We start from the raw sequence: 24,743 nt of genomic DNA, 5'->3' as shown, positions 1-24,743 counted from the left end.
ACCTCATTTGGAAAACCCACGGAAAACGCTAATCCACTCCGCTTTTGTGGGTTTTCTTTTATTAAAGTTTCATCGTAATTGTTTTTGCTTCTGTGTAAAATTCAAAACTATGACGCCCACCTTCTCTTCCAATTCCACTCGCTTTTGTGCCGCCAAATGGTGTTCGTAAATCTCGAATATACCAACAATTGACCCATAATAGTCCGGAATCAATTTCCGAAACTACCCGCTGTGCTCGTCTTAAGTCATTCGTCCAAACGACACCCGCTAAACCATAAATTGAATCGTTTGCAATGCGAATTGCATCTTCTTCTGTTTTAAATGGAATAACAACTAAAACAGGACCAAAAATCTCTTCTTGAGCCACGCGCATGTGATTGTCTACATCATATAAAACAGTAGGTTCATAGAAATTCCCTTCTGTTAATCCTTCTACTCTTTTTCCTCCATAAGCTAATTTAGCTCCTTCAGAAACTCCAATTTCCACGTATTTATCTACTGTTTCCAAATGAGATTTTGACACAAGTGCACCCATATCTGTGTCTTCATCAAGCGGATTACCTACTTTAATTTTCTTTACAGCTGATATAAACTTTTCAAGAAATTGTTCATAGATACTCTCTTGTACGAGCAGTCTTGATCCCGCTAAGCAAATTTCTCCTTGGTTGCGATAAATCGCCTCGATTGATCCTTGTACTGCTTCATCTAAATTCGCGTCTTCAAACACGATATTAGCTGACTTCCCACCTAATTCTAATGAGACTGGAATTAAATTTTCCGAAGCATTACGCATGATCATTTTCCCTGTATTACTTTCTCCTACAAAAGAAATGCGCCGCACAGCTGAATGTGTCGTCATAGCAGTGCCTACCGTACTACCCGGTCCTGTAATAATATTAAGAACTCCTGGCGGTAACCCTGCTTCATTTGCAATCTCTCCAAGCATCACCGCACTTAGCGGTGTATACGACGCCGGTTTAATCACAACTGTATTTCCAGATGCTAAAGCAGCAGACGCTTTCCACGTCATTTGCATAAACGGTAAATTCCATGGAATAATTAAACTCGTTACACCAGCAGGTGCATATTTTGCGTAAGACATTACATGATGTTGATCATAATGCTCATGCACCATATACTTTGCCATCTCTGCAAAGAATCGAAAATTATGAGCTGCCCGAGGAATATCAAAACCTCTACTTTCTTTAATCGGTTTTCCAACATCAAGCGTTTCAATATAAGCAAGTTCGTCTACTTTCTCCATAATTAAATCTGACATCTTACACAAAATATGCGAACGTTCTTCCACAGACATTTTACTCCAGATACCACTCTCAAACGCACGCTGTGCAGCCTCAATCGCAAGCTTGGCGTCCTCTTCACTTCCTTGTGCAACTGAGGCAAGCTTTGTATTCGTTGCAGGATTTAACGTATCAAACGTTTCACCCGAAATAGCATCGATATATTTCCCATCGATAAACAGCTTAGCGTCTTTTACATTTACCTTTTCGGCTAACAGTTCCTTCCTCACAAAGCATGCCTCCTATTCTGCAACTTCTAAAATCATTTCGATTTCAATCGCTGTATTATTTGGTAACTGCGCCATTCCGACAGCTGAGCGGGCATGTTTTCCACTTTCTCCAAATAGTTGTACAAGTAAATCTGATGCTCCGTTCATGACTTTCGGCTGCTCTGTAAAATCTTCTGTACTATTTACAAAGCCGAGAAGTTTTACAACCCGTTTTACTTTGCTTAAATCACCTAACTCTCGCTTAACAACACTTAGTAAATTCAGCATGGATTGCTGCGCAGCTTTATATCCTTCTTCCACTGTCAAATCTCTTCCTAACTTTCCATGGTACTGATCGACACCTTGACCAGCTGTAAACAACAACTCTTTCACTCGTACACAGCTGACATAGTTCCCAACAGTTGGTCGAAGTGCCGGTAACATAAGACCGAGTTCTGCTAATTTATTCTCTGGTGTTTGCACTTTCTGCATAAACAACACCTCTTCTTTTCATATCAATATTTAAAAACTGAGCAGCATTTCCACCTAACATCGCTGCTTTTTGTTCTGCTGTTAATTCCAGCGTCTCATCGATTACTTTTCCAGGATGAATCTCGCGAAGTAAAAATGGATAGTCAGAACCCATAAAAATTTTCTCATGACCAAACCGCTCGATCATGTACTTAATATTAATTGGATCATAGTTTAAAGAATCAAAATAAAATTTCTTTGCATAATAACTTGGCGGATATGTTGTGAGTCTTAAATGAGGCCATACATGCCATCCTTGGTCTAAACGAGGAAGAATGTAAGGAAACGATCCGCCTCCATGAGCAAAACAAATTTTCAATTTAGGAAATTTCTCCATAATACCACTCCACACTAGAGTAGCAGCTGCAAGGGCTGTTTCACTTGGCATCCCTACTGTATACATGAAATTGTGATGCGGCATTCTGTCACGGCCAAGCGTTTCCCATGGATGAATAAAGATTGGAACTTGCCATTGTTCTGCCATTTGAAAGAACTCAATAAATGACGGATCGTCTAAGTTTTTACCATTCACATTCGTACCAATTTCAATTCCATGCAGTTTTAATTCTGTTACACATCTTTCCATCTCTCGTATTGCAGTCGGACCATCTTGCATAGGAACTGTTCCTAAACCGACAAAACGATCTGGATATTGTGAAACGGTTTCTGCTATAAAATCATTTTGAATACGAGCCATTTGTTCCGCTTCATTTGGATTTGCCCAGTATGAAAATGTAACTGGAATCGGAGATAAAACTTGAATATCCACGCCTTCACGATTCATATCTTCAATTCGTTTTTCTGGACACCAGACTTGATCTGTAACATCGCGGAAGTTTTTCCCTCCAACCATAATTGAAGCTCCGCACGTACAAGTACGCTCCAATATCGGCCAACGTCCTCCACCAAATTTTTTTTCAAAATCCGGAAATGTTTCAGGGATAATATGTGTATGAAAATCTATTCGCACTTCCATTCCTCCACTTCTTCCGGCATAATATGTCCGCAATTTTTGCATGCACGAATTTCCTTATTAGAATTAAAGCTATAAATAGCTTCCTTTACTTGTTTTTCAATATCCTCTAATTGCACACGTACACGGTGCATTTCATGATTACATTTATCACAGAACCAAACAAAATCTTCTAATTCCCCTGGTTTGCGTTTTCGTTCAATTACAAGACCGTACGTATTTGCAACTCGATGAGGTGAATGAGGCACCATAGCTGGCAACATAAAAACATCACCCTCTTTTACCGTTACCACTTCACGTTTTCCTTCCCCAGTAATACATTCCACATAACAATCCCCTTTAATTTGATAAAAGAATTCATCAGAAGGGTCGACATGGAAATCACGTCTTCTATTTGGACCACCTATAATCATTGCAATAAACTCTGAATCTTGCCATATGACTTTGTTATTTACTGGTGGTTTTAATAGTTCTTTATTTTCATCGACCCATTTTAATAAATTAAAAGATTGTAATATTCCTGACATTCTTATTCCTCCTCGTATTTGATTACATTATTTCAATCGGCCTTCCTAATAAAAGTTGAGCATGCTGTAATTCGCCCTGATATAATTGATCACGAATTCTTGTTGAAGAAATACGTTCTCCCTCTTCACAACAAACTGTTTCGACAATGGAAACAGTGAAGTAATCTGCAAGTAGATTTATATCGCCTTCACGATTTTTTCCAAACCGAAAATCTTCCCCAACAAAAATTTCTACTGGATGTAATCGTTGTAACTCTTGAATGAAACAAATGGCCTTCCTTGTTACATACGATTGATTAAAGCGAACGACAACTACATGGTCTACACCTAACTCATTGAATCGATTTAATTTTTCCAGAATTGGCGTTAACACGTGTACTCCTTGAAAATAAGATCGCGGCGGAGGATCAAATGTATACACGACATTTTTAACATGTAACTCCCTGCTTTTCTCAACCGCTTTACGGATCACAGCTTGATGACCTTTGTGTACACCATCAAAAGCACCAATTGCGACAACTGATTTTTGTATTATCGGTACACCTTCATCATGTATATAGATGATTCATACCTCCTCATCTCTTTGCTGAAACTGATATTAAATATCTAAGTAACCAAACTCTTTCGAAATCATTTGCGCTGTATTCATCACGCTACGAATAATTACTTGCCGGTCTCTTCCCTGCATATAAGAAATAGGCCCAACAATATTAAGGGCTGCAACCGTTCTTCCTGTATAAGAACGAATAGGCGCAGCAATTCCATATAAACCATGCTCGTTTTCGTTATCACTAATAGAATATCCCTGACGACGAATTTCCTGTAATTCCTCTTGAAACCGTTTCATGCAGGTAATCGTGTTAGGTGCTCGTGGTAAAAGACCATTTTTGACAGCATGTTCAACAAAGGAAGGATTAAAAGAAAGAAGTACTTTTCCTGTACTCGTACAATAAGCAGGCTTTCTTGATCCAACATGTGTTGATATTTGGATAGAATCTTTTGACGATATTTTCAAAATAAAAACAACGTCTCCACGGTCAAACATACCGATATGCACTGTTCCATTAAATTTTCGTACGAGCTCTTCTACAAATGGAATTGCTCCGCTATAAATTTCTTGTTGAAACATCACTTGATTTCCCCATTCTAGTAACTTCCAACCTAGACGATATTTTCTTTGCTCATCTTGAATTAACATTCCTTCTTCGCATAATGTGCGAACAAGGTGATGAATTGTGCTTGGATTCATCTTCAATTTTGTTGCAATTTCTGAATTTCCCAATACGGGCTCATTACTAGTAAAACAATTTAGAATTTTACAAATTTTACTGACAGACGCTATCAAAATACACTACCTCCTATATTTCAGTTACATATACAATTCGGTTGATACATAGCTAAAATTCGTAAGAAGTTTTACATCCTAACAGTAAAATTCTTTTTAATTATCTGTTGCTCCTTCCTTTCACATTAACATTGTAAGCGCAATTAAAAATAATAATCACTTTAGTGCTCTTTCTGATGCAATTGCCCCTTGTAAAGCATCTTCTACTAGAGACAATGATTGTTTTTTCTTATACGCGTTATAAAACATACCCATTTTCCGAACCGGATCACCAGAGTAATAACGCTCATATTGTAATAATCGTTGTCCAAATGCTTCACCGCATAAATCCCAAGCTAACTTAAACAAGCGGACACGTTCTTCGGAAGATACACCTTCACGGCCAATATAGTACTTATGCATATCATCTTGAATCTCGGGATTCATAAAATCAGCGCCTGTTGGAGACATAAGGAGACCACCTGCACCAATCGTTTGGATAATTTCAATTGCACGCGGATACATTTTTGGTAATAAACTACGAATTGTGTCGAGTGGTAATCTTGCTGGTATCGCTTCACCATATGCATTCATTTCATATTCATATTCTGCAACTTGAAGTAAAGCACGAATTGTTTCTACGTCTTGCATGAGCTCCGCTAACTGATTTTGTACATTTAAGAAACCATCTACTCCAATCGAATCAGCTAGCTTGATTGCCACTTCCGCAGCAAATGAAAGTTTCACAAGACCTCTTACTCCCGATTGATGAGCAGGTTGGTGACCAATTCCTGTCTTTGGATATAGTTGATTTCCCGCCTCAACACTTTGATAAATAAATACTTTATCCCATGGAATAAACACATTGTGGAATACTAAAAGTGCATCCATCTCTTCAAATCTTGATGCGAGCGGATGATCAAATAATGACCGTTTTCCATCTTGCATCGGTTCACGACAAAGAATACGTAATCCAGGGGCGTCGATTGGAACTGCAAATGAAATTGCATGGCGCTCATCACCAGGTTTAAAACTTGGATAGGAATAAATGATAACTTCATCAGTAATTGGTGCAAGAGTTGCTAGCATTTTCGCACCACTCACATACATTCCTTCTTCTGTTTCTTTTACAACACCTAAATGCATTGTCGCATCTTCTTGTTGATGAGAGGCTTTGCTTCGATCATTTTGTGGATTGATAATCGCATGCGTTAAAAACAAATCCTGATCTCGAATATGTTTATAGTAATTTTTAATATTTTTTCCCCACTCTTGGTCGAACTGTTCAAAAAACCAAGAGTTACTCGCCATTGAAGTCACTGTAACATTTAAAAAATCCGGTGTCCTTCCCATCAAACCAAAAGTCGCTTTCGCCCATACCTCAAACAATTCACGACGTGCTTTTAAATCCTCATAGTTTCTCGGCACTAAAAATGCATTAGAGACTCGTTCTCCTGTCTCTTCACATACATGAGTAATTTTATCCCGATATGCTGGATCATGCTGCATATCATATAATTTTGCAATTTGCAAAATTGGTTCACGAAATACATCTTCATTCACCACATCCGTTACTCTTCTACCACCTATCCAAATCTCTGGATTTCTTGCTTTTAACCCCTCGATATATTGAGCACCTGTTCGAATCGCCATACATAACCCCTCCAATGTATACGTTTTCAATTTTTAACAAACTTAAAAATACGAAATATCCTCCTCTCTTAAGTTGACAGAATTTTTAATCATTATAGAAAGATTACTGTGCTCAAACAACTCACATATTTCACATTATGAAATCCTATCATTTTTTTTGAGATAGATTGAAACTTCCATCAGTATCCTCCATCTAATTTCTTTACTTCTCTCTCAATTTTTGGGTAAGGGTCTTATTGTCCACGAATAGCGGGATAAAGTACAACTTTCATTTATCTTTAGGAAATAGAAAAGGAACGGTTTTCCGTCCCTTTTCTATTTCTCTTATTTTTCATTAATAGTTCACTTTCTCCGCATCCCAATAATACTTGCTAAATGCTTCTGCTAGTACATCAATAGAGTTATACAATTCTTCTAGCGTATTATCAACACCACCAACTTCTACAAGTAAAGCGTTGGGAGATAAATCTTGATTATATGTACCATCTCCCTTATTTTTGTCTTTTTTAAAAATGCCTCGGCTGAGTCCATAATAATGGTTATCTAAATATGAGTTAATTGCGTTTGCGATTTTCATATTCTCTTCTCGCCCTTCATTTTCCATCCCAATAATAAAATAAAGTCTTGCGTATGACTTTCCATTAATCACTTTTGTTGTAACATTCTTACGCTGATCATCTCGGTGAATATCAATCGGAAATACGATTTGCTTATTTTGAGCTAGCGCTTCTTTTACATATCCATGCGATGCTTTATAAGCCTGATACCACTTCATCTTTTTCTGCGCTAATAAATCTCCCATGTTTGTCTTGTCATGTAAAGCTGGAATTCCTTGTCCTTCTAATTGCTGTTTTAATCTCGTACCAAGTAGTGAAACATTTACATCTGGACTTGATGCTTCATCTGGAATTTTTGCTCCAGGTAATAACGGTAAAAACGACTCCCAACTATGCGTATGATAAATAAATACGGCATTTTTTCCCTCTATAGCATTTCCTTTCTTTTGAATAGGATTATTCTTTTCTGCTTCCTGAACTTTTTCTTTAGCCACTTCACGCTCTTTCGTAATTTCTTCTATCGGTACACTTGATTCATTTGGTATATTTGTATAATCCGTTCCTTCTCCAGCTACAAGAATGTCAGAATAATAGTTTGCCATTCCTGGTATTTCTTTTCCCATAAATGTTCGAATATCTTGCAAACGCATATCTGTTGTTAATGAAAACAATAACGCTCCTACTGATTCTCGTTTCTTTGTTTGAAAATATTCAAAAGAAAAATAATGATTTTCCATTTCAATCATTTGCATAAATCCCTGTAAAGAAATTTTTCCAAACCATTGATTCACATAATATGATTTCATTGTATGTAACATCGTTGTGACTAACGATGCAGCCACTAAAATGAAAAATGCATAAGAACACAATAAAATTATTATCTTCTTACTATGTGCCTGAGAATGTACAAAATACTTTTTCATCGTACCACCCTTTCTATACATGGGTATGTACAAGCTTTATGCGATATACATTCTAATTTACACTATTATGTCCTGCACGTTTTGAAGTTTAATATATACACATACTATCTAATTCGTATATGTATTTTCAGCTTCATCTTATTCAGAAATAAAGAATTACAAACATCCACTCCAAAAAAAGAAGAGAAATGGCAACCATTTCTCTTCTTCGTTTCTATTGTTCTGTTGTCGTATCTATAGAAGGCTGCTTTTTCTCTTTAAACAGCTCTCCAATTGCTCCTAAGCTTCCTAATGTTTCAACGGCATTTGATGGAAGGAACACTTTGTTTGCTGGCCCTTTTGCAATCTCAGTTAGAGATTCAAACGACTTGTACGCAAGAACACGCTCATCAAGTCCTGCTTGACGCAGCATTTGAATACGGTTTTGTTCGGCTTTCGCAATTTCTTCAATTGCTTTTGCTTCCCCTTGTGCTTCTAATTCTTTCGCTTCTCGTAAACCTTCTGCCTCCCGAATTCGCGCTTCTTTGTCACCTTCAGCCATTAAAATTTTACTTTGTTTTTCCCCTTCCGCACGAAGTACTTTATCCTGTTTTGCTGCTTCTGCTTCAAGGATAATTGCACGTTTATTACGCTCTGCTTTCATTTGTTTTTCCATCGCTGCTTGTATGTCTTTTGGGGGATTAATATCAACAACTTCAACGCGTTCTATACGAACGCCCCATTTTTCTGTCGCCTCATCAAGCGCTAAACGAATTTCTGTTGAAATTTTCTCACGACCAGATAACGTTTCATCAAGCTCCATTTTCCCGATGATTTGTCGCATTGTTGCAGATGTAATATTACGAACCCCAAATTCATAATTTGAAATACCATATGTTGCAAGCTCTGGGTCAACCACTTGATAGAAAATAATCGTATCAATCTCAACTTGTACGTTATCTTTCGTAATTACTGTTTGCGGTGGCACATTTGTTTGTTGAATGCGCAAATCATGATAAAGACGTACACGATCGATAACTGGGATAATCATATTTAAACCTGGATGCATAATGCGCTGAAATTTACCTAGACGCTCTACAACACCTACTCTTTGCTGCGGAATAATTTTAATTGTTAACACAATAAATACAATAACAATCAATACTAAAATAATCGATAACGTTAAACCAACCATTATAATTCACACTCCCTTTTCACATGTACAACTGTACTACTCCTCTTTACAACAATAACGCTTTCTCCATCTAAAATTGGTTCATCAGAAACAGCAGTCCACATATCTCCATCTATTTTCACAATGCCATTTGCTTCATTTGTAATCGTTTGCACTATTATACCTTTTTTACCAACAAGTTGATCAACTGCATCTGTATACCCTTTTGCCTCCCGAAAATTCTTGGAAATACGTTTTGTAAAGATTGTCAAAATAAGACTGACAATAGATGCTATAACCACTTGGAGAAGCAAAGAATTTGGTACAAATAGTGCAATTAGACCTCCGACCACTGCACCTATTCCAAGCCATAATAAGTAAAACGTAACAGTCAACATCTCTGCGATAAATAAAAGCCCGGCAATGACAAACCAAATTACCCATCCTGCCATGTGCAACCCTCGCTTCCATTCTATTTTTTATATGTATATGAGAGAAAGAAAACTTTATCACGATGTATCGAATAACCGCTAAAAAGCTAAGGTACCCACAAATAACAAAACTTTGCTATCATTAGAAAGGATACAGTATCCCATCGATTAATAGATGAAGAATACATTAAAATGTTATATTAATATATTCTTTATTACACATGAAAAATCCTCTTAAAAATGACAAAAAAATATTTTTTTCAAAAATGAAACCATAAAATAAAGTGAAACTTCCCTCAGTAGAAAGTTCTTCATCCCACACTGATGGAAAGCTTTCTCCGATCGGGCTTTTCGGGCAGTTATCTCCCACCTATCTTCTTAGCTGCTCTCTACTGCCCCAAAATAGAGGGATAAATAATCTAGATAAGACATAATTACATTACCTAAGTGGACATTTCCTACATATTAGCTAATTCGATCATATATACGTCTTGCTGTTGTTTACATTATACTGTTTTATCACTTACGTATACGTAACAGCAAAAAAGCGATATCTCTCAGATAGAAACATCGCTTTTTTGTTTACGCATATAATTTTCTCTTATAAAACATCGTCATTCCATCATTTCCCCCTCAAAATTCAGAGCAAACAAAGAGGCGAAGATGAAGCCCCAATGATGGAAGTTTCACTTTATAACTTCTTCTAAAGTAAACTGATTTTCATATAAATACGTCGCGTATGGATTCCCAACATAACGAACATGCCACGGCTCATACGTATATCCTGTTATGGCTTCTTTTTCTTTCTCATAACGGATAATAAAACCAAATTTATGAGCATTTTCAGCAAGCCACTTTCCTTCCTTCGTATCTCCAAATAAAGGCTCTAATTGAAAATTTGCAGATTGTGATGTAATGTCGATTGCTAACCCTGTTTGGTGTTCACTTGTACCGGGAACTGCACTAGACATCGCTGTTTTTGCTTCCCCATCTTGTTTTTTATACATCGTATTTAATGCTTTTTGCCGTTCAAATGAACGAAATGCTGAAACAGCATATAAAAAGATTTTTTCACTATTTGCTTGTTGAAACATGTGCTCTAATGCTGTAGCAGCTTCTTTACGCATTTTCTTTTTTTCATTGTCGCCTTCATATAAAAAACGAACTTTTGGTATAACTAAATCGTGCGGTTCATACAAATCTGGTAAACGCCTTTTCTTATTCACTAGGACAAGAGTTGAGTCTGGATTGTTAACAACCGCAAGTCCTCCCTCTACTTTTGCAATTGTTTCTTGTACCTTCGGAAAAACAACGTTTCCTTGCGCTTCTATCGCTTGTTTTTCCTTATGCTCTCTATATTGCAGCATTGCAATCGTAATCATTCCAATGACAATCGCTATACTAAACAACATCCATTTTTTTTTCATATAACATCCTTTTATTCTAATAATTTTTCCACACAATACTTATCAACTTCGGTTACGCTCCATAACAGTTCATTCTAAACATCACATACCATATATTTTTTCCCATTCTCTCATCCGTTTAAACAATTCGCTTCAACTTATTTCCAAATTTTAAGTATGCTTTTGCTTCTTATACTGCGATTTACCTATTCATTACGATTACGTTGTTTACATAATAAAATTATTTGCAAGAATCACTTTATAAATGAACATTCGCTACTATTTTTCTAAATCCCTTTTCCTTTCTCATAAGATAAAGAGACAAATTTCGATGCAAAACAAATAGCGTAAGCAACGTTTGCTTACGCTTAACCATTCACTTTCTCCGCTTGCCAATAGTACTCACTAAATGCTTCCGCAAGTATGTCTATACTACGATTAAGTTCCTCTTCTGTATTATCAACACCGCCTACTTCAATTAAAATCGCATGACCAGATAAATCTTGATTATATACACCATTTCCAGAGCTAAAATCTTTTTGAATAACCCCTCTGCTTATTCCAGGATATTTTTCCTTTATTGACTCATGCAGCGCTGTTGCCAATTGCAAGTTTTTTGCATAATTTTTGTTTCCCTTCCCAATAACAAATGCTAACTTTGCATATGATTTATCACCAATTGTTTTCGTTGTTACCTCTTTCCGAGCACTATCCCTATGCAAATCAAAAAAATATTGAAGCTGTTTATCGCTGGCCATTGCTTCTTGCACAATTTCACGAGACATTTTATAAGAGCTATTACTGTTTAACCCTTTACTAATTAGTTTTTTACCCACATCCGTTGTATCATTTACTGCTCCAATCCCAAGACTTTCAAATTGTTCACGAAGTCTATTTCCAAACAAAGAAATATTTGTAGTTGCGCTCGTTGCTTTATTAGGATCCGGGTCATTCGTTAAATTTAATAATGGCAAATATGACTCCCAGCTATGCGTATGATAAATAAATACGACTTGCCGATTTCCCGTCGTTTGTGCTGGCTTCGGTTTCTCTTTATTCGAATCTGTTTTTTGAGGCTTTCCTTGTTCTCCTGTCCGATCTTTTACAAGTTCTTCTAGAGGTACACTTGATTCAATAGGCAAATTTGTATAGTTTGTTCCCTCTCCAGCAATCACAATTTCCGTGTCATACTTCGAAAACCCTGGAAGTTCTGTTCCAATTAAACTACGAACGTCATCAAAGCGAATATTTGTCGTTGCAGATAAAAGAAACGAAGAGATAGAAAAATCTGCATTTAAATGACGATATTCTTGTGTAAAGTAACGATTTTCTGACCCAAGCACATACATATATCCATTCATAGAAAGGTCATTTAACCATTTATATAAATACGTCGACTTTGTTTCTTTTAATGATGTTACAATCATACTAACAAACAAAAAAGCAGCCATCATTCCTATTAAAAATAGAAAGATAAATTTTGGAAGACTTGTCCGTTTTACATAAAAATGGCTTCGATTCATTAGATCACCCTCTCCCTATAAACATATGTACAAGCTATAGAGAATAGACCAAATGCAATTTGGCAATATTGGCATTGAGGTGAAAAGAATTGAAGCTGATAATTGGATTATTTCCTATTATATTATCTTGTTTATTTGTTCTACTTTCGGTACATCCACGCATTCGCATTTTGTTGGATCTATTCGCATACGTTTGTTTATATGGATTTGGCATTATTATTTCATTAGTTATATACGATGTATTACTTCAACATACTGTTTTTATGACAACAATACATCGTATATTTTTAAATCCACTGTTTCTGCTTACTGGTGCGTATATCGGTATATACGTTTTATATTTGATACTGCATAAACTCATTTCAAACGTAAGAAATTAAGGGAAGGTGATTTGATGAAAATGTTTATATTCTAATATATAATGCAGAAAATATATTTATCGTAAACGTGATCTCGCTACAGTTACTTTTTCACCACTTGAAAATTTTCTGCTGCACACTTTAAATATGTTTTTCTATGTCCCCTCCGACTTTTTAGCTAATCGCTGTTCCATTCGGCACTTCCGTACCTGGTTCCAATAAAATAACGTCGCCTTTTTCAGGAACACCACCAAGCACAAGTACTTCAGATTTGAATCCAGCCACTCGTTTTGGCGGAAAATTAACAACCGCAACAATTTGCTTTCCAATGAGTTCTTCCGGTGTATATCGTCTCGTGATTTGCGCACTTGACTGTTTCATTCCAAGTTCACCAAAATCAATCTCTAGCTTAATAGCGGGTACTCGAGCTTCAGGAAATACTTCTGCTCGATAAATCGTTCCAATACGAATATCTAATTTCAAAAAGTCTTCAAAAGTAGCCATTTCAATATTCCCCCTTACCATTTATATTAGACAGTTACTTTTATTTCCCTTCAAAAAAGAAAGATGCCTATGCACCTTTCTTTTTTACTTCCCACAATTCTTTCAAACTAGATAAGAAAAATCCATCTCCTATTTCCAGAGATGAATTTCCCTCTTACTCTACAATTTCCACTTCTCGTGAATTTTTCATTTCTTCCACATGTATAACGCGGAATCCATGATCCTCTAAATCTTTTAAAAGCGGTTGCAATTCTTCTGTCGCAAATCCTTCTCCTAATGTAAACATAATTCTACGTACATAAAGTGCGTTGTTATCAAATGTCATTAGACTTTGAATTCCACTATATTTTTTCAGTACAGTTGATAGCTTTTGAATAGCACCGTTATAATCTTGCGTTCCGATCATCACTGAATACACACTAGAGTGAAGGCCCCATGCATCTTCTAATAACTCAAATACTTTTTTATGTGTTAAAATACCAAGAAAAAGTCCATTGTCATTCACAACAGCAATATATGGTAACTCTTTAATTGTAAAGAATACTTTAAAGAATGAAGAATCTTCTTTGACATACCCATCTTTATTGCGCAATAACTCTTTCACATTATCATTTAAAGAACCTTTATATTCTAAAATATCTACTTTATAAATATTCCCTAAGAATGTTTCTTCATTTTTATCTAGAACTGGAACACAGCGATATCCTGTTCTATTTAAATGATCTAGCGCTTCTTGTAACGTATATGTATCCTTACAAAATAACACTTCTTTTTTTGAAACATAGTTTCCCTTTACCCTCATAAAAATCCCCCTTATGTAAAAATATATTCTGTGTCATAAATATATAATATTTTCAGAAAAAAATAAATAATTTATTTAATTTTTCTGACTTCATCCATTATCTGTCATCATTTCTTCATAAATATTTCATTTTTTCAACAAATATGGAAGGAAATATTATATGAAAATTTTCTTTCCTATCGAAAAGAGATTGTATCTTCTAAAAAGAAACGTTAAAATAATAGTAATAATTTTCAGAATTTTATAAAAGTAGGTGGAATATATAGTGTCTTCTATTATCTCTTATGTGTATCGTTTTCTTTTGGGCTTTATAGCTATTATTCTTATTAGTCCAATTCCTGCTGTTCTTCTAAACAACAAACAATCCTATTTTGAAGTACTATATACCATCATCAATCATTTGGTGCATTTTCGTTCTATCTCTATTCCGATGACAGATTGGATTCATGAATCATTCTTTTTTTCTTCTTATCAACCACATGATATATCAAAATCATTTGATTTACATGAAAGTTCAACCCCGTTGTTCCCGTACATATGGAAATTATATTTTTTATCTATGATGCGATTCTTACTTTCACTTACTATCGGTTTTCTCATCAGTCTTAGAATTGGTCGACTTTTTATTAAGTTATCTCCTAAAAATAGAAAACGTTTTTCATTTTTACGCTGGATTCCATTTTCATTTGGTACTGTCCTACTACAATGTATCGTCATGACGCTTTTTCTATTCACAGCATCGTACATATCTTTTCCATACTTTTCTTCCCTTTTAATCATTTGTAGTACGTCCATGATTATTATTATACAAGCCATCAAAACATGGATTCCTTTCTTATATACAGTACAAGAAACAACACATGTGCATGATTCAGCTTTTTTTAGTAATACACTTTTCACTTCGCTGCTTGCAAGCCATAAATCTATCGTTAGTTCCATATTGATTTCCTTTATATATATGGAGTGCATTTTTCATGTAAATGGGTTATTTCAATTGATTGTACAGTATTGTGTTAGCTCACCAATACTGGTCACAATAGGCCTTTTATTACTGTATATCCCATACATGCTGATTTCTCTCTTACAAATATTATGGAAAAGAAATCGCCATATTGCGCATATTCATACACTATCACGCACAACAATAAAGTGAAACTTCCATCAGAGGGGGGCTTTATCCCCCTCTGATGGAAAGCTCTCACCAATCGGGCTTTTACGGGCAGTTATCTCCCACTAATCATATTCTTACGACCATTTTTTCATAAAATTTCATATTCTCCGCCCCATTTCTTTGACTATTCCTTCCTTTTCCATATATTATTAAAGTGAAAATTTTATTCAGGAGGTGACATCTTTATTCTAAGTTTGGAATAAAGAATATCCTTGGACATACTAAAACTTTTTCTCATCGCTTTACTCATTCTTATTTCCGGCTTTTTCGTTGCATCAGAGTTTGCTGTTGTGAAAGTACGCAAAAGTCGGATTGACCAACTTGCCAATGAAGGTAATAAACAAGCAATCCTAGCAAGAAAAGTTATTTCCAATTTAGATGTATACTTATCTGCTTGTCAGCTCGGTATTACCATTACTTCATTAGGACTCGGTTGGCTTGGTGAACCTACTGTGGAGCACTTATTGGAGCCGCTTTTTGAAAAAGTGAATATAACAGGTTCGATGAAACATACGTTATCATTTATTATAGCTTTTAGCGTAATTACATTCTTTCATGTGGTACTAGGTGAACTCGTTCCAAAATCATTTGCTATTCAAAAGGCCGAACAAATTACATTGAAGTTCGCAAGACCTTTAATTCTATTCGATAAAATAATGTATCCTTTTATTTGGTTATTAAATAGCACAGCACTCTTTTTCACAAAACTATTTGGATTACAACCGGTAAAAGAAAATGAACTTTCTCACTCTGAAGAAGAGTTACGCCTTATTTTAAGTGAAAGCTATAAGAGCGGGGAAATTAATCAATCTGAATATAAATATGTAAACAACATTTTTGAATTTGATGATCGAGTTGCAAAAGAGATTATGGTTCCACGTACTGAAATGATCTGTTTATCAACTGAAAATTCATTAGCGGAAAATATGGAAATTATATCCAATGAAAAATATACGCGTTATCCAGTTATTGGAAAGGATAAAGATGATGTTGTCGGAATGATTAATACAAAAGAAATCTTTCATGATCAAACAAGAGGGGCCAGTAAGCCGCTAGAGTCATACATACATCCCGTTTTAACTGTATTCGAAACTGTACCAATTAAAAAGGCACTCATTCATCTACAAAAAAATCGTGTCCAACTAGCAATTATTATGGATGAATATGGTGGAACTGCAGGTCTTCTTACAATGGAAGATATTATTGAAGAAATTATTGGTGAAATTCAAGATGAATTTGATATAGATGAAACACCAATGATCGAGAAACGGAATCCAACATTAACATTACTTGACGGAAAAGTACTTATTTCTGATGTAAACGATATGTTTGGCCTTCATATCGATGATAGGGATTTAGATACAATCGGAGGCTGGTTCTTGTCACAAACAATTGACGTAAATATTGAGCCAGGCCATATTATTCAATATGAAAATTATCAGTTTAAAGCATTAGAATTAGATGGCCATCAAATAAAAAAAATTGCCGTTAGTAAAATAGATACACAAAAAGGAGCTACACTGTGAACGTCTTATTAACTATATGTATTATCGCTTGTTTCATTATATCGTTCATAGCGTTTATTTATCCGATTATTCCAGGTATACTTGCTTTATGGGCTGGATTTTGTATTTATCAATTTGGTATTAACGACTTAGAATTAACAAGCTCATTTTGGTTTATTCAAATTGTATTTACAATTATTATTTTCACTACTGATTTTATTACGAATAGCTATTTCTTAAAAAAGTACGGAAGTACAAAATGGAGCGAACGTATCGGCATGATTTCTATTATTGTTGGATCGTTCTTTTTCCCGCCATTTGGGCTAATTATTATCCCATTCCTTTCCGTTTTCGTAACAGAATTAATGCATAAAAAAGCACCACAAGAAGCCTTTATGGTTGGGGTTGCAACAGTTATCGGATTTTTAAGCAGCACAATAGCTAAAGCGATTTTACAAATCATTATGATTATTATATTTGTATGCTATATTATTTTTTAGCCATCCTTATGATAAGGATGGCTTTTTAATAGGCAATGCCAACGCGTTTTTTATAATGAATATCATGGTAAAGTAATTGATAAGCAAAATGGGCTGTATCTCCAACTGTGATCTTCACACCACCTAGTGGTAACACATCTTCTTCAGTTCGATAAGTAGCTGTTTCTTCTCCATCTATTAAGTGTGTTGGACAGACAATCGTCCATTGTAATTTGCTATTCTCTAAAGCCAAATAAGCTGCTACATGGTCTTCTGCTGCTGCCGTTGTCTTTCGACGTGATTCACTGGATTGAAAGCGATATAATTGCGGATTCACACGTGCCTGTAAAATCCCAGCCGTTCCAATTGTTATAACTCTTATAATCCCTTCCTCGTTCATAGCGTCTATAATATTTGGCAAACTTTTTGATAACGTTCCGTTTCCATCGGTACCAAGTGCACTAATTACAACATCTGCTCCCTTTACACACTCTCTCACATCTTCTTCATTCCATACATTTCCCTCTATTACACGAAAGTTCTCATGTTGTATTTGTAGCTTCTCTTTATTTCTCACAAGCGCTGTCACCTTATGATTATCCTGTAATGCAAATTTTAAAATTCCGACTCCAACTCGACCTGTTGCTCCAAATAAACATATATTCATACTAACTCACACCCTTTCACTCTCTCTATTGTTTCTGAAAAAGCAAAAATACGCAACAAAAAAGCTTTCTCATTGATCGAGAAAGCTTCTATCATCATATAACACTTATTTCTTTTCACTAGAGTTAGAGGAACTATCTTTTGAATCTTTATCTTTTACTTCTCCGCTCGTTTCTTTATCCTTGCTCGTGCCTTCTTGTTGCGTCGTCTCTTCCTCTTTTTTCTCCTTATCTTTACTACAACCTACCATAAATAAAGAGCTAGCAAGTGCAATAGCAGTTAACGATTTAACCCATTTATTCATTTGCTTATCCCCCTTTTGATAGAATATGTACATTGTTATATTACTTTTCTTTTTTAAAGGAAATATTAGAGATTAGTAAAGGAATGGTTAAAAAGTGTAAATTTTCCGAAAATTTAGGGTGATCTATTTTAATTTCTTCCTCATTTCGTTTATACTAAAAAAAATTCAGGAAGAAAGGCTGATTGAAATGGAACTTGGGTTACAAGGAAGAACAGCGCTTGTTGTTGCATCGAGTCAAGGACTAGGAAAAGCAATTGCTACTCAACTTGTTACAGAAGGCGCAAATGTAATGTTGTTGAGCCGTAATGAAGAGAAATTACAAAAAATTCAAAAAGAACTCACTCAATTAAATACTGGAAACGTTGCTTATACTGTATGTGACATAACAAATACTGAAGATATTAAACAAGCCGTAGAACAAACCATCCAAACATACGGAATAATTGATATCTTAATAAACAATGCCGGAGGCCCAACACCAGGTACTTTTGAACAATTATCAGACGAAAATTGGTATCATTCATTTGAATTAAATTTATTAAGCTACGTTCGGATGATTCGAGAAGTACTTCCACACATGAAAAAGAACGGCGGGAAAATTATTAATATCGCTTCTTCTTCTATCAAAGAGCCAATTCCTGGTCTACTTCTATCTAACACATTTCGTGTAGGTATTACAGGCTTAACAAAAACGCTCGCTTCTGAATTTGCACCGTATAACATTTTAATTAATACGATTGCACCAGGACGAATTGCTACTGAACGCGTTGCCTCTCTTGATAATATGGCTGCTCAGAAACGTAGTATTTCAGTAGAGGAAGTGCAAAAAGAATCTAAAGCAACTATTCCACTCGGAAGGTACGGGCAACCTTCAGAGTTTGCGACATTTGCCACATTCCTTGTATCCGATGCAAACACCTATATGACGGGTCAATCCTTTTTAGTAGATGGTGGCATGGTAAAAGGATTATAACGAATTTGAATATCAAAAATTTACTTTTTGTTACACATTGAGTGGAAAATAACAAAAAGACAGCGGTATCGCTGTCTTTTTCATCCATATTTTTCTTCATCCATCATTGCTTGTATGCTATACTCTTTTTTCATAACATATTGCCACACGCTGTATGCGTTTCGATTCATTTTCAAAAAACAACTTTCTAAAAAAGAACGAAATTCTGGATTTGCCACTTGGATCGCCACCTGTGCATACCCAAGTGCCAATCGCTTCAAATGTGAAATATACGAAAAGGCAATTTCTATATCATCTTTTTGTCCACTATAGTTCTTATGCACTGTTTCAATTGAGGATGAAACTGGATACTTACCAATAACATGCTGTACATTTTCACCTTCTTGAAAGTTAATCTGTTCATTATACGCTTGTAATAAGTATGGTAAATGTTGCTGTAACAATTCTTTTAATTCATTATCACATACTTCTTTCATATACTCACCAATTACACATATTACTTCATAGCTATAACTCATGAGTTCGTCAATATAATCCATTCAATATTTCCTCCTCTCTACTGATATGTATGCTATAAATAAAACGACAGAACCATTGATACTCTTGCAAGAAATTTATCCCACATATTCATTTTTTCAAAGTCTTTCTCTGAAAATTGCTTTGCTTGCTGGAAATCCCTTTGCAAACTATGTTGTATTTCACCAATGATTTTTCCTTCATAAATAAAACAATCTGATTCTGCATTTATATAAAAACTGCGATTATCAAAATTCGCAGTTCCGATGTCTGCAAACTTATCATCAATAAGAGTCACTTTCCCATGAAAGAAACCGTTTCGATATTGATATATTTCTGCTCCAGAACGCAGTAATTTTTCCAAATAAGAATAAGCTGCCTGCTTTAATAGCAAAGCATCACTTTTGAAAGGGACAAGAATTTGTAATCTTACTCCCCTCTGTAATGCATTTTGTAATCCCGTCATCATTTCTTTACTGGGCACAAAGTAAGGAGTTGCAATAACAATTGATGTTTTCGCACTTTGTATCATCTCTTTGTAATATGTCGTCCATAAACCTTTTCCATCTGTAAATACATATCGATACTTGTTACTTCCTTGTATAGGCGTTATCTCATGTGGGGATAACTCTTTTCCAGTATCCAATTCCCAATCTTTTGCAAACTGGCTTTTCATATCCTGTGCACCTGAACCAGTAATACGAACATGGTAATCACGCCATTTTCCAAAACGAGGATCCTCCCCAAGGTATTCATTCCCTATATTGAATCCCCCTACATATGATATATTCCCATCTACTACCGCAATGCGGCGATGATTGCGATTATGAAGTGTATAAAAGAAATTTTTGAAACGAGGCTTTTTACTAAACGTAAATTGCACACCACTCTGCTCTAATTCTTGTATCGTTTTTTTATTTATTTTATATCCTCCAACCCGATCCACAGACAATTTCACATCAACACCTGAAGCTGCTTTTTGCTTTAATAATTGTAAAAATTTTTTACTTACCTTATCTTTACCTACAATATAAAAATGAAGATAAATATACTGTTTCGCCTGATCAATATCAGCAAAAAGATCTCGATATAAATCATTTCCATCTACATAAAGCTTAAAATCACCATAACGAATCTGTGATATCAGATTTTCTTTTACACTGTTTCTGCCTACTTCTACATCTGCGTTCATCCATATCACCAAAATTCCTATACATAAAAGGAGGAACAGAAGTTGTCTCATCAAAAATTCTTTCCTTTCAAATCATCATTTTTATATGTTTCCCCCTCACTATATCCCTATTCAATAAAAAACATCATTTACATGGCATATATCCCTGTCAAATCATTCCGAAAGTGCATATTGTATTCTGTAACCTAAAACAAAAGGAGGAAAAAACAATGGGCTTTGGAGTTCACGGCGGCGGGTTTGCGTTAGTTGTTGTATTATTTATCCTCTTAATTATTGTGGGTGCTGCTTGTTTTTGCTAACTAGCTATCCACTTCATACAACTTTTATGTAGACCAAAAAACTATGAAAAAGAACATCTAGTGATTAGATGTTCTTTTTCTGTTTATAATGATAATATGAACCTTTCATCAGTGGAATTTTTCTGTATCCCCACCTAATCTTTGCTTTTAGCATAACTTTGAGGTAAGAATATTACTGCCCACGAATAGCGGGGGAAATTTTATAAAGTTTTCATTTATAAAAAAGAAGCCGATTTTATGAATCGGCTCCTCGGTATACATATGGATCTTTGGGAGATTCTACTGTACTCCATTTTGTAACTTCTAATACAGGTATATTTGCGTGAAACGGTTGATAAAACTCTGTTGAAATTGTTCCTTCAACTTGAATCCAATCATCATTCTTCCACTGAGCATCTTCTGGTTTCTTGACCAGCATCCCATACACACCTGAATCAGCAACACAGTGAATAATTCCAAAGCGGAATACAAAGTATTGTTCTTTTTTAGAAGAATCATCACGGAATACAAACCCCTTAAAAGAAATGGTTTTACCCGTGAATTGGCCAGGATAGTTATATACTACTTCCATCCCTTTCAAAAAGTCTGTATCGTTTAAAGCAATTTTATCTTTTGTTACGAATTGCTTCTTCTCTTTTTCCATGAGTTCCCGATAACCTTCTTGTCCATAGTAAATGCTCGTATCAGGTTTTAAAAACTGTCGATTCATAAACGGGTCTGTATTTCCTGGCTCCGCAACAGGGAAATGAAAACCTTTTGCTTTTACGATATCAGAATCTAATGTTGCAATTGGGAAAAAGAGCCCCGTAATAATTGGAAAACAAAATATTGTATACGTGACAATACGTTTCCACCGTGTGTTTTCGTCTTTTGAATGATCATGACCACAATGACTTGTATTGCAATCATGATCATGGTCATGTTTACCATGCTCTTTTTGAAATGCGATAATCATTTGAATCACAGTTAAAAAACCTAAAATAATCGCTGCTGTTTTTGATAAATACGCATATTTCATATTGATATATTTCGTGATATCACCCGAAATATGAAGTTGTGCTAACAAAATTGTAAATCCAAGTAAAATATAAGCTCGAAACATCGATTACCACCCCATCGCATAAATGAGTAGTGAGCTTGCATAAACAACGACTGTAATTAAAACAATAACTACAATAACAAAACGTGTTTTAAAATTCGCAAGCATCATAATCATATTTTTAATATCTACCATCGGTCCATATACAAGAAAGGCGACTAGAGCCGGTGTTGCAAATGTACTTTGGAATGAAGATGCAATAAACGCATCAGCTTCTGAACATAGCGACAAAATAAAAGCAAGTCCCATCATAACAATTGGTGAAGAATACGGTCCTTGTCCAATTGCAAGCAGCGTAGAAGTCTTCACAAAAGTTTGTACGCTTGCCGCAATAAGAGCACCGATAATTAAAAATTTTCCCATTGAGAAAAACTCTTCCACAGCATGTGTACATACGTCCCAAAATTTTTGACGAAATGGACGATTATGATCTACCACTGGAAAATTAGTATTTCGTAGTTGATGATCTTTAAACATAAACGATAATACAAGACCAACAATAACAGCTACAATAATAGCTACAATAGCACGATACCAAACCATATGCATACTGCTACCGAACGCTACATATGTCGCAAATAAAACGACAGGATTTATAATCGGTCCAGTCAGCATGAAGGCAATACCAGCGTAGGGCGGTACTCCCTTTCCGATTAGGCGTCGAACGATTGGAACTATTCCACATTCACAACCAGGGAACATCATCCCTAGAAAAACAGCTAATAATACAGCCAGAAAACGATTTTTCGGCATCCATTTTGCTACCATATCTTCTGTCACAAACATTTGAATGAATCCTGAAATGAATACACCAATTAATACAAATGGCAATGCTTCAATTAAAATTGAAATAAAAATCGTATTCATTTGCAGGAACGCTTTTGGTAAATGAAACATTTCCATGATGCATATCCCCCATCTTTTCAGTAACAATAAGTAATTGTAACTGGAATCCATAAATTGAACAAGTAGTTATAAAAATTAACCTAAATGGCATATTATACATATTTCATTTCGTAGATTAATGAACAGCAGTGTGCAAAAATGCTAATTTCTCAATACTTTAGAGCAAAAAAGCTGTTTTGGAAATGTTCCAAAACAGCTGAGTTTCATATTAAAAATAACGTTTCTTCCAAAAAACAAAGGCCATTACGCAAGATAATATTGCAGATATAATCATAGCCATTAAAAAACCATGAGGGTTTCCACTTAAAGGAACCGGAACGTTCATTCCAAAAAAACTGGAAACCATTGTTGGCACTGATAATATGATTGTCATAGAAGTTAAAAACTTCATAACACTGTTCAAATTATTGGAAATGACAGAACTAAATGTATTCATCATACCACTTAAAATATGGCTATATATTTCGGCCATCTCAATTGCCTGCTTATTTTCAATTAATACATCTTCAAGTAAATCTTGATCATCTTCATACATTTTCAAAAATGTATTATTTCGCATCAATTTTTGAATCACAATCTTATTTGCCTTTAAAGATGTCGTAAAGTACACTAAGCTTTTTTCAAGTCCTAATAAAGTAAAAATCTCTTTATTTTTCATCGATTTATTGAGCTCATGCTCTAAATCCGTTGTTTTTCGATTAATCTGTTTTAAATAACGTAAATAATAAGTAGAAATCGTATATAAGAGCTGCAGTGCAAAACGTGTCTTTTTAAAAGTATAAAATTCTTTAATACGTTGATTAATAAAACGTTCAAAAATCGGATTTTCTTCCAAACAAATTGTAACAAAACATTCCGGCATGACAATCATACCAATCGGAATCGTATCATACATTGAATTTCCTTCTTCGTCATGTCTAACTGTTGGAATATCGACGATAATTAAAGCATTATCATCTTCTTTTTCAATACGTGAACGTTCTTCATCATCCAAAGGGTCTTTAATGAAGTCCAATTCTACGTTTAATGTTTGAACTAAAAATTGAATTTCTTCCTCTGTTGGATGAAGCACATTAATCCAACAGCCTTTTTGAATTTCCTCGATTTCTTGTAGTTTTCCGTTTCGGTCTGTTAAATAAATATTTAACATACTATCACCCCGATTCTTTTTACATGTAGGAACCAACCTCACTTTGAAATAACAGTCTATTTTAAACCGCCATTTTCAGCATATGAAACAAATGGGAAGATTTCAATAGAAATTTCTTTTGAAAACGCTTTTCTTCACAAATAATTAAAATAGAAAAAGACAGAGCGCCCTCTGTCTTTTATCCCGCATTAACGGGCAGTATGCCCCCCACCTCAAGATGGAGAGAATCGAAGAAGATAGGTGGGGGCTAACTGCCCGTAAAAGCCCGATTAGTGAGAGCTTTCCACCAGCGGGGTATGAAGAACCC

Annotated in this window: 27 protein-coding genes; 6 read left to right on the top strand and 21 right to left on the bottom strand. The window is 35.2% G+C overall.

Annotated elements, in window-relative coordinates:
• Positions 1-61: 61 nt before the first annotated feature.
• The 12 genes from WAX78_RS00295 to spoIIP (WAX78_RS00240) all read right to left on the bottom strand — a co-directional run bounded on the left by WAX78_RS00295 (position 62) and on the right by spoIIP (WAX78_RS00240) (position 12,511).
• Complete coding sequence (locus WAX78_RS00295) at positions 62-1,531, bottom strand: aldehyde dehydrogenase (RefSeq protein WP_336480332.1); 1,470 nt, start codon at positions 1,529-1,531, stop codon at positions 62-64.
• Between the two features lie 12 nt (positions 1,532-1,543).
• A complete protein-coding gene (locus tag WAX78_RS00290) occupies positions 1,544-2,002 on the bottom strand; it encodes a RidA family protein (RefSeq protein ID WP_336480331.1) in 459 nt (152 codons plus the stop codon).
• Entirely contained in the window at positions 1,974-3,017 is a 1,044-nt protein-coding gene (locus WAX78_RS00285; RefSeq protein ID WP_336480330.1) for an amidohydrolase family protein, read from the bottom strand. The genes WAX78_RS00290 and WAX78_RS00285 overlap by 29 nt, the downstream gene beginning before the upstream one ends.
• On the bottom strand, positions 3,002-3,541 hold the full coding sequence (gene nbaC / locus WAX78_RS00280) for a 3-hydroxyanthranilate 3,4-dioxygenase (RefSeq protein ID WP_336480329.1): 540 nt from the start codon (positions 3,539-3,541) through the stop codon (positions 3,002-3,004). Before nbaC ends, WAX78_RS00285 begins: the two co-directional genes overlap by 16 nt.
• A 22-nt stretch (positions 3,542-3,563) precedes the next feature.
• Positions 3,564-4,106: an adenylyltransferase/cytidyltransferase family protein gene (locus WAX78_RS00275; protein WP_336481318.1), complete on the bottom strand. Its 543-nt coding sequence runs from the start codon at positions 4,104-4,106 to the stop codon at positions 3,564-3,566.
• A gap of 33 nt (positions 4,107-4,139) precedes the next feature.
• Entirely contained in the window at positions 4,140-4,886 is a 747-nt protein-coding gene (locus WAX78_RS00270; protein ID WP_336480328.1) for an IclR family transcriptional regulator, read from the bottom strand.
• Positions 4,887-5,042: 156 nt separating this feature from the next.
• A complete protein-coding gene (locus tag WAX78_RS00265) occupies positions 5,043-6,518 on the bottom strand; it encodes a 4-hydroxyphenylacetate 3-hydroxylase family protein (RefSeq protein WP_336480327.1) in 1,476 nt (491 codons plus the stop codon).
• Positions 6,519-6,852: 334 nt separating this feature from the next.
• Positions 6,853-7,998 carry a stage II sporulation protein P gene (gene spoIIP, locus WAX78_RS00260; RefSeq protein ID WP_413789139.1) on the bottom strand — a complete coding sequence of 382 codons (1,146 nt, stop codon included), beginning with the start codon at positions 7,996-7,998 and terminating at the stop codon, positions 6,853-6,855.
• A gap of 214 nt (positions 7,999-8,212) precedes the next feature.
• Positions 8,213-9,172: an SPFH domain-containing protein gene (locus tag WAX78_RS00255; protein ID WP_336480325.1), complete on the bottom strand. Its 960-nt coding sequence runs from the start codon at positions 9,170-9,172 to the stop codon at positions 8,213-8,215.
• Positions 9,172-9,603, bottom strand: coding sequence for an NfeD family protein (locus WAX78_RS00250; RefSeq protein ID WP_336480324.1), 432 nt, complete (start codon positions 9,601-9,603; stop codon positions 9,172-9,174). The genes WAX78_RS00255 and WAX78_RS00250 overlap by 1 nt, the downstream gene beginning before the upstream one ends.
• A gap of 665 nt (positions 9,604-10,268) precedes the next feature.
• A complete protein-coding gene (locus tag WAX78_RS00245) occupies positions 10,269-11,009 on the bottom strand; it encodes a M15 family metallopeptidase (protein WP_336480323.1) in 741 nt (246 codons plus the stop codon).
• 347 nt (positions 11,010-11,356) lie between these two features.
• Entirely contained in the window at positions 11,357-12,511 is a 1,155-nt protein-coding gene (gene spoIIP, locus WAX78_RS00240; protein WP_336480322.1) for a stage II sporulation protein P, read from the bottom strand.
• Between the two features lie 89 nt (positions 12,512-12,600).
• Between spoIIP (WAX78_RS00240) and WAX78_RS00235 the strand changes: the two genes are divergently transcribed.
• Positions 12,601-12,891 (top strand): hypothetical protein, encoded by a 291-nt coding sequence (locus WAX78_RS00235; RefSeq protein ID WP_336480321.1) that lies wholly within the window; start codon positions 12,601-12,603, stop codon positions 12,889-12,891.
• Between the two features lie 153 nt (positions 12,892-13,044).
• On the opposite strand, the gene csaA is transcribed toward WAX78_RS00235, so the two are convergent.
• Together csaA and cbpA are read right to left on the bottom strand one after the other, a co-directional pair.
• Positions 13,045-13,374, bottom strand: coding sequence for a chaperone CsaA (gene csaA, locus WAX78_RS00230; RefSeq protein WP_336480320.1), 330 nt, complete (start codon positions 13,372-13,374; stop codon positions 13,045-13,047).
• 154 nt (positions 13,375-13,528) lie between these two features.
• Positions 13,529-14,176: a cyclic di-AMP binding protein CbpA gene (cbpA, locus tag WAX78_RS00225; protein WP_336480319.1), complete on the bottom strand. Its 648-nt coding sequence runs from the start codon at positions 14,174-14,176 to the stop codon at positions 13,529-13,531.
• A 265-nt stretch (positions 14,177-14,441) separates the two neighbouring features.
• Between cbpA and WAX78_RS00220 the strand changes: the two genes are divergently transcribed.
• From WAX78_RS00220 to WAX78_RS00210, 3 genes are all read left to right on the top strand, one after another.
• On the top strand, positions 14,442-15,329 hold the full coding sequence (locus WAX78_RS00220) for a hypothetical protein (protein WP_336480318.1): 888 nt from the start codon (positions 14,442-14,444) through the stop codon (positions 15,327-15,329).
• Between the two features lie 230 nt (positions 15,330-15,559).
• The gene (locus tag WAX78_RS00215; protein ID WP_336480317.1) at positions 15,560-16,873 is read left to right on the top strand and encodes a hemolysin family protein; all 1,314 of its coding nucleotides are present in this window, start codon (positions 15,560-15,562) and stop codon (positions 16,871-16,873) included.
• Positions 16,870-17,352: a DUF456 domain-containing protein gene (locus tag WAX78_RS00210; protein ID WP_336480316.1), complete on the top strand. Its 483-nt coding sequence runs from the start codon at positions 16,870-16,872 to the stop codon at positions 17,350-17,352. The genes WAX78_RS00215 and WAX78_RS00210 overlap by 4 nt, the downstream gene beginning before the upstream one ends.
• A 25-nt stretch (positions 17,353-17,377) precedes the next feature.
• Here the strand turns inward: WAX78_RS00210 and WAX78_RS00205 are convergent, their stop codons facing one another.
• Together WAX78_RS00205 and WAX78_RS00200 are read right to left on the bottom strand one after the other, a co-directional pair.
• Positions 17,378-17,998, bottom strand: coding sequence for an NAD(P)-dependent oxidoreductase (locus WAX78_RS00205; protein WP_336480315.1), 621 nt, complete (start codon positions 17,996-17,998; stop codon positions 17,378-17,380).
• Positions 17,999-18,103: 105 nt separating this feature from the next.
• Positions 18,104-18,301: a hypothetical protein gene (locus WAX78_RS00200; protein ID WP_336480314.1), complete on the bottom strand. Its 198-nt coding sequence runs from the start codon at positions 18,299-18,301 to the stop codon at positions 18,104-18,106.
• A gap of 187 nt (positions 18,302-18,488) precedes the next feature.
• Here WAX78_RS00200 and WAX78_RS00195 point away from each other — a divergent pair, with 187 nt between their 5' ends.
• The gene (locus WAX78_RS00195) at positions 18,489-19,274 is read left to right on the top strand and encodes an SDR family oxidoreductase (protein ID WP_336480313.1); all 786 of its coding nucleotides are present in this window, start codon (positions 18,489-18,491) and stop codon (positions 19,272-19,274) included.
• 80 nt (positions 19,275-19,354) lie between these two features.
• Here the strand turns inward: WAX78_RS00195 and WAX78_RS00190 are convergent, their stop codons facing one another.
• Positions 19,355-19,813: a spore coat protein gene (locus WAX78_RS00190; protein WP_336480312.1), complete on the bottom strand. Its 459-nt coding sequence runs from the start codon at positions 19,811-19,813 to the stop codon at positions 19,355-19,357.
• Between the two features lie 32 nt (positions 19,814-19,845).
• The gene (gene cls, locus WAX78_RS00185; protein ID WP_336480311.1) at positions 19,846-21,033 is read right to left on the bottom strand and encodes a cardiolipin synthase; all 1,188 of its coding nucleotides are present in this window, start codon (positions 21,031-21,033) and stop codon (positions 19,846-19,848) included.
• A gap of 158 nt (positions 21,034-21,191) precedes the next feature.
• Between cls and WAX78_RS00180 the strand changes: the two genes are divergently transcribed.
• Positions 21,192-21,281, top strand: coding sequence for a YjcZ family sporulation protein (locus WAX78_RS00180; RefSeq protein ID WP_098310481.1), 90 nt, complete (start codon positions 21,192-21,194; stop codon positions 21,279-21,281).
• A gap of 235 nt (positions 21,282-21,516) precedes the next feature.
• Here the strand turns inward: WAX78_RS00180 and WAX78_RS00175 are convergent, their stop codons facing one another.
• From WAX78_RS00175 to WAX78_RS00165, 3 genes are all read right to left on the bottom strand, one after another.
• A complete protein-coding gene (locus tag WAX78_RS00175) occupies positions 21,517-22,383 on the bottom strand; it encodes a TIGR03943 family putative permease subunit (protein WP_336480310.1) in 867 nt (288 codons plus the stop codon).
• A 3-nt stretch (positions 22,384-22,386) separates the two neighbouring features.
• A complete protein-coding gene (locus tag WAX78_RS00170; RefSeq protein ID WP_336480309.1) occupies positions 22,387-23,283 on the bottom strand; it encodes a permease in 897 nt (298 codons plus the stop codon).
• A 211-nt stretch (positions 23,284-23,494) separates the two neighbouring features.
• On the bottom strand, positions 23,495-24,436 hold the full coding sequence (locus tag WAX78_RS00165; protein ID WP_098310478.1) for a magnesium transporter CorA family protein: 942 nt from the start codon (positions 24,434-24,436) through the stop codon (positions 23,495-23,497).
• Positions 24,437-24,743: the final 307 nt, after the last annotated feature.

The sequence above is a fragment of the Bacillus yunxiaonensis genome (assembly GCF_037104695.1).
GTDB classification, from domain to species: domain Bacteria; phylum Bacillota; class Bacilli; order Bacillales; family Bacillaceae_G; genus Bacillus_A; species Bacillus_A yunxiaonensis.
Note: the sequence above shows the minus strand (reverse complement) of the source record. Positions and strands in the feature narration are given on the sequence as shown.

Coding starts and splice junctions, on each gene's coding strand:
- WAX78_RS00255 (WP_336480325.1), bottom strand. CDS start 9,172: ATGGTTGGTTTAACGTTATCGATTATTTTAGTATTGATTGTTATTGTA.
- WAX78_RS00285 (WP_336480330.1), bottom strand. CDS start 3,017: ATGGAAGTGCGAATAGATTTTCATACACATATTATCCCTGAAACATTT.
- WAX78_RS00250 (WP_336480324.1), bottom strand. CDS start 9,603: ATGGCAGGATGGGTAATTTGGTTTGTCATTGCCGGGCTTTTATTTATC.
- nbaC (WP_336480329.1), bottom strand. CDS start 3,541: ATGTCAGGAATATTACAATCTTTTAATTTATTAAAATGGGTCGATGAA.
- WAX78_RS00165 (WP_098310478.1), bottom strand. CDS start 24,436: ATGTTAAATATTTATTTAACAGACCGAAACGGAAAACTACAAGAAATC.
- WAX78_RS00190 (WP_336480312.1), bottom strand. CDS start 19,813: ATGGATTATATTGACGAACTCATGAGTTATAGCTATGAAGTAATATGT.
- WAX78_RS00245 (WP_336480323.1), bottom strand. CDS start 11,009: ATGAAAAAAAAATGGATGTTGTTTAGTATAGCGATTGTCATTGGAATG.
- csaA (WP_336480320.1), bottom strand. CDS start 13,374: ATGGCTACTTTTGAAGACTTTTTGAAATTAGATATTCGTATTGGAACG.
- spoIIP (WP_336480322.1), bottom strand. CDS start 12,511: ATGAATCGAAGCCATTTTTATGTAAAACGGACAAGTCTTCCAAAATTT.
- WAX78_RS00200 (WP_336480314.1), bottom strand. CDS start 18,301: ATGAATAAATGGGTTAAATCGTTAACTGCTATTGCACTTGCTAGCTCT.
- spoIIP (WP_413789139.1), bottom strand. CDS start 7,998: ATGAAAAAGTATTTTGTACATTCTCAGGCACATAGTAAGAAGATAATA.
- WAX78_RS00170 (WP_336480309.1), bottom strand. CDS start 23,283: ATGGAAATGTTTCATTTACCAAAAGCGTTCCTGCAAATGAATACGATT.
- WAX78_RS00195 (WP_336480313.1), top strand. CDS start 18,489: ATGGAACTTGGGTTACAAGGAAGAACAGCGCTTGTTGTTGCATCGAGT.
- cbpA (WP_336480319.1), bottom strand. CDS start 14,176: ATGAGGGTAAAGGGAAACTATGTTTCAAAAAAAGAAGTGTTATTTTGT.
- WAX78_RS00175 (WP_336480310.1), bottom strand. CDS start 22,383: ATGTTTCGAGCTTATATTTTACTTGGATTTACAATTTTGTTAGCACAA.
- WAX78_RS00205 (WP_336480315.1), bottom strand. CDS start 17,998: ATGAATATATGTTTATTTGGAGCAACAGGTCGAGTTGGAGTCGGAATT.
- WAX78_RS00180 (WP_098310481.1), top strand. CDS start 21,192: ATGGGCTTTGGAGTTCACGGCGGCGGGTTTGCGTTAGTTGTTGTATTA.
- WAX78_RS00290 (WP_336480331.1), bottom strand. CDS start 2,002: ATGCAGAAAGTGCAAACACCAGAGAATAAATTAGCAGAACTCGGTCTT.
- cls (WP_336480311.1), bottom strand. CDS start 21,033: ATGAGACAACTTCTGTTCCTCCTTTTATGTATAGGAATTTTGGTGATA.
- WAX78_RS00265 (WP_336480327.1), bottom strand. CDS start 6,518: ATGGCGATTCGAACAGGTGCTCAATATATCGAGGGGTTAAAAGCAAGA.